1 tRNA gene and 3 rRNA genes are annotated in these 5382 nt (G+C 48.4%); all 4 read right to left on the reverse strand.

The window, feature by feature from the left end:
- A 5S ribosomal RNA gene (gene rrf, locus NXS10_RS08485) occupies positions 1-116 on the reverse strand.
- Between the two features lie 158 nt (positions 117-274).
- Positions 275-3175: ribosomal RNA gene (locus NXS10_RS08490) — 23S ribosomal RNA — on the reverse strand.
- A 291-nt stretch (positions 3176-3466) separates the two neighbouring features.
- Positions 3467-3539, reverse strand: a tRNA-Ala gene (locus NXS10_RS08495).
- A gap of 54 nt (positions 3540-3593) precedes the next feature.
- Positions 3594-5143 (reverse strand): 16S ribosomal RNA (locus NXS10_RS08500).
- Together the 16S, 23S and 5S rRNA genes with 1 tRNA gene alongside form the textbook arrangement of a ribosomal RNA operon.
- Between the last annotated feature and the right edge of the window lie 239 nt (positions 5144-5382).

The following is a 5382-nucleotide window of genomic DNA, read 5'->3' on the forward strand; positions in this document are numbered from 1 at the left end:
GCCAAGCGACTACCCTATCTAACAGGGGGCAACCCCCAACTACTTCAGGCGTGCTAGGACTTAACTGCTGTGTTCGGCATGGGTACAGGTGTATCTCCTAGGCTATCGTCACTTAACTGCTGAATAGAAAGTCTTATCTACTCAAAATTGAATAACTTATCGTAACAACTTCACCTTACGCTGCATTATCGAGTTTCTTTTTTAATGGTATTCGAACTAAAAAGCTAGTGATTTAGATAAATCATACGCTTTTTTTACGTTCTCATTACTTATCTTGGATAAGTCCTCGAGCTATTAGTATTAGTCCGCTACATTGCTCACACAACTTCCACTCCTAACCTATCTACCTGTTCTTCTCTCAGGGCTCTTACTGATATAAAATCATGGGAAATCTCATCTTGAGGGGGGCTTCACACTTAGATGCTTTCAGCGTTTATCCCTGCCCTACATAGCTACCCAGCGATGCCTCTGGCGAGACAACTGGTACACCAGCGGTAAGTCCACTCTGGTCCTCTCGTACTAGGAGCAGATCCTCTCAAATTTCCTTCGCCCGCGACGGATAGGGACCGAACTGTCTCACGACGTTCTGAACCCAGCTCGCGTGCCGCTTTAATGGGCGAACAGCCCAACCCTTGGAACCGACTACAGCCCCAGGATGCGACGAGCCGACATCGAGGTGCCAAACCTCCCCGTCGATGTGAACTCTTGGGGGAGATAAGCCTGTTATCCCCAGGGTAGCTTTTATCCGTTGAGCGATGGCCCTTCCATGCGGAACCACCGGATCACTAAGCCCGACTTTCGTCCCTGCTCGAGTTGTGACTCTCGCAGTCAAGCTCCCTTATACCTTTACACTCTGCGATTGATTTCCAACCAATCTGAGGGAACCTTTGGGCGCCTCCGTTACCTTTTAGGAGGCGACCGCCCCAGTCAAACTGCCCGTCAGACACTGTCTCCGATAGGGATAACCTATCTAGGTTAGAGTAGCCATAACACAAGGGTAGTATCCCAACATCGCCTCCTTTGAGACTGGCGTCCCAATTTCTTTGGCTCCTACCTATCCTGTACATGTGGTACAGATACTCAATATCAAACTGCAGTAAAGCTCCATGGGGTCTTTCCGTCCTGTCGCGGGTAACCTGCATCTTCACAGGTACTAAAATTTCACCGAGTCTCTCGTTGAGACAGTGCCCAAATCATTACGCCTTTCGTGCGGGTCGGAACTTACCCGACAAGGAATTTCGCTACCTTAGGACCGTTATAGTTACGGCCGCCGTTTACTGGGGCTTCAATTCACACCTTCGCTTACGCTAAGCACTCCTCTTAACCTTCCAGCACCGGGCAGGCGTCACCCCCTATACATCATCTTACGATTTAGCAGAGAGCTGTGTTTTTGATAAACAGTTGCTTGGGCCTATTCACTGCGGCTGACTTAAAGCCAGCGCCCCTTCTCCCGAAGTTACGGGGCCATTTTGCCGAGTTCCTTAACGAGAGTTCTCTCGCTCACCTGAGGCTACTCGCCTCGACTACCTGTGTCGGTTTGCGGTACGGGTAGTGTATGATACATCGCTAGAAGCTTTTCTTGGCAGTGTGACATCACTCACTTCGCTACTAAACTTCGCTACCCATCACAGCTTAACGTTATAGATATAAGCATTTAACTCATACCACGCCTCACTGTTTAGCCTAGCACTTCCAATCGCTAGGACAAGCTAGCCTACTGCGTCCCTCCATCACTTCATACACTAGTACAGGAATATCAACCTGTTCTCCATCGGATACACCTTTCGGTCTCTCCTTAGGTCCCGACTAACCCAGGGAGGACGAGCCTTCCCCTGGAAACCTTAGTCTTACGGTGGATGGGATTCTCACCCATCTTTCGCTACTCATACCGGCATTCTCACTTCTATGCACTCCAGCGCTCCTTACGGTACACCTTCTTCACACATAGAACGCTCTCCTACCATACCCATATAGGTATCCACAGCTTCGGTAAATTGTTTTAGCCCCGGTACATTTTCGGCGCAGGGTCACTCGACTAGTGAGCTATTACGCACTCTTTGAATGAATAGCTGCTTCTAAGCTAACATCCTAGTTGTCTGTGCAACCCCACATCCTTTTCCACTTAACAATTATTTGGGGACCTTAGCTGGTGGTCTGGGCTGTTTCCCTTTCGACTACGGATCTTAGCACTCGCAGTCTGACTGCCGATTATATCTCATTGGCATTCGGAGTTTATCTGAGATTGGTAATTCGGGATGAACCCCTCACCCAAACAGTGCTCTACCTCCAAGAGACTTAACATCGACGCTAGCCCTAAAGCTATTTCGGAGAGAACCAGCTATCTCCAAGTTCGTTTGGAATTTCTCCGCTACCCACAAGTCATCCAAGCACTTTTCAACGTGCCCTGGTTCGGGCCTCCAGTGCGTTTTACCGCACCTTCACCCTGCTCATGGGTAGGTCACATGGTTTCGGGTCTACATCCACGTACTAAAGCGCCCTATTAAGACTCGGTTTCCCTACGGCTCCGTCTCTTCAACTTAACCTCGCACGTAAACGTAACTCGCCGGTTCATTCTACAAAAGGCACGCTCTCACCCATTAACGGGCTCGAACTTCTTGTAGGCACACGGTTTCAGGTTCTTTTTCACTCCCCTTCCGGGGTACTTTTCACCTTTCCCTCACGGTACTGGTTCACTATCGGTCACTAGAGAGTATTTAGGGTTAGGAGATGGTCCTCCCAGATTCCAACGGGATTCCTCGTGTCCCGCCGTACTCAGGATACTGCTAGCTATAATCATTATTTCGACTACGAGGCTTTTACTCTCTTTGGCTCATCTTCCCAGATGATTCGTCTATAATCATTAAGTGCATCGTGCAGTCCTACAACCCCAAAGAGTAAACTCTTTGGTTTGCCCTCTTACCTTTTCGCTCGCCGCTACTCAGGCAATCGCTTTTGCTTTCTCTTCCTGCAGCTACTTAGATGTTTCAGTTCACTGCGTCTTCCCTCCTCTACCCTTAACAGGTAGGGATACTAACCATTAGTTAGTGGGTTCCCCCATTCGGACATCCCTGGATCAATGCTTACTTACAGCTACCCAAGGCATTTCGTCGTTAGTCACGTCCTTCTTCGGCTTCTAGTGCCAAGGCATCCACCGTGCGCCCTTATTAACTTAACCTTATTTTGGTCTCTTGACCTTAAACTCATTAAATCACAGCGTTTCGGTTTATTTCTTGTTACTTTTGTTAGTTATTCAATTTTCAATGGACAAGATTAAGATACTAAGACCGTCCCAACTTGTTGGGCATTTTTATAGAAAAATAGGAAATCGACGATGTGTGCTTGCACACAAGGAGATTTATCTTTTTTCCTAAAAAATGAGGTCGTGTTCAATTACTTGAACTATATCTTTTATATCTTAGAATACAGAAAATTAGGTAACCCAAACTTCTCTTTGTATCCTAGATAATGGAGCCTAGCGGGATCGAACCGCTGACCTCCTGCGTGCAAAGCAGGCGCTCTCCCAGCTGAGCTAAGGCCCCACAAGACCTCTCAAAACTAAACAAGACAATGTACAGTTCTGCTTTTTTCCTTAGAAAGGAGGTGATCCAGCCGCACCTTCCGATACGGCTACCTTGTTACGACTTCACCCCAATCATCTATCCCACCTTAGGCGGCTGGCTCCTAATTGGTTACCTCACCGACTTCGGGTGTTACAAACTCTCGTGGTGTGACGGGCGGTGTGTACAAGGCCCGGGAACGTATTCACCGCGGCGTGCTGATCCGCGATTACTAGCGATTCCGACTTCATGTAGGCGAGTTGCAGCCTACAATCCGAACTGAGACTGGCTTTAAGAGATTAGCTTGCCGTCACCGACTTGCAACTCGTTGTACCAGCCATTGTAGCACGTGTGTAGCCCAGGTCATAAGGGGCATGATGATTTGACGTCATCCCCACCTTCCTCCGGTTTATTACCGGCAGTCTCGCTAGAGTGCCCAACTTAATGATGGCAACTAACAATAAGGGTTGCGCTCGTTGCGGGACTTAACCCAACATCTCACGACACGAGCTGACGACAACCATGCACCACCTGTCTCCGATGTTCCGAAGAAACTTCCTATCTCTAGAAATAGCATCGGGATGTCAAGACCTGGTAAGGTTCTTCGCGTTGCTTCGAATTAAACCACATGCTCCACCGCTTGTGCGGGCCCCCGTCAATTCCTTTGAGTTTCAACCTTGCGGTCGTACTCCCCAGGCGGAGTGCTTAATGCGTTAGCTCCGGCACTGAGTTCTATAAAAAAACCCAACACCTAGCACTCATCGTTTACGGCGTGGACTACCAGGGTATCTAATCCTGTTCGCTCCCCACGCTTTCGAGCCTCAGCGTCAGTTACAGACCAGAGAGCCGCTTTCGCCACCGGTGTTCCTCCATATATCTACGCATTTCACCGCTACACATGGAATTCCACTCTCCCCTTCTGCACTCAAGTCTCACAGTTTCCAAAGCCTACAATGGTTAAGCCACTGCCTTTAACTTCAGACTTATGAAACCGCCTGCGCTCGCTTTACGCCCAATAAATCCGGACAACGCTCGGGACCTACGTATTACCGCGGCTGCTGGCACGTAGTTAGCCGTCCCTTTCTGGTAAGATACCGTCACGTTATGGACTTTCCACTCCCATAACCATTCTTCTCTTACAACAGAGCTTTACGATCCGAAAACCTTCTTCACTCACGCGGCGTTGCTCGGTCAGGGTTGCCCCCATTGCCGAAGATTCCCTACTGCTGCCTCCCGTAGGAGTCTGGGCCGTGTCTCAGTCCCAGTGTGGCCGATCACCCTCTCAGGTCGGCTATGTATCGTCGCCTAGGTAGGCCTTTACCCCACCTACTAGCTAATACAACGCAGGTCCATCTGATAGGGATACATTTGTATCTTTCAAGTCCTTACCATGCGACAAGGACTGTTATGCGGTATTAGCTATCGTTTCCAATAGTTATCCCCCACTACCAGGCAGGTTACCTACGCGTTACTCACCCGTTCGCAACTCTTTGAGAAAAAGCAAGCTCCTCCTCTCAGCGTTCTACTTGCATGTATTAGGCACGCCGCCAGCGTTCGTCCTGAGCCAGGATCAAACTCTCATTTATAAAAAGTTTGAGCGTTAACTCATTCTGTTCTCTGACAGATTTATTCTTCTTGACTTCTTTCTAGAAGCCCTGCACATCGTCTTGTTCAGTTCTCAAAGGTCTTTGTCTCTCATCTCGAGACAACTCCTATATTCTATCAAACTACCTAAGCCTTGTCAACCCTTTTTTGAAACTTTTTCCAAAAAAAGTAACAAAATACAGGACGTCCGACAGCTCCATTAGTCTATCAAATTTTGATA

Origin of the sequence: Streptococcus sciuri (assembly GCF_024814375.1) — a bacterium.
Taxonomy (GTDB): Bacteria; Bacillota; Bacilli; order Lactobacillales; family Streptococcaceae; genus Streptococcus; species Streptococcus sciuri.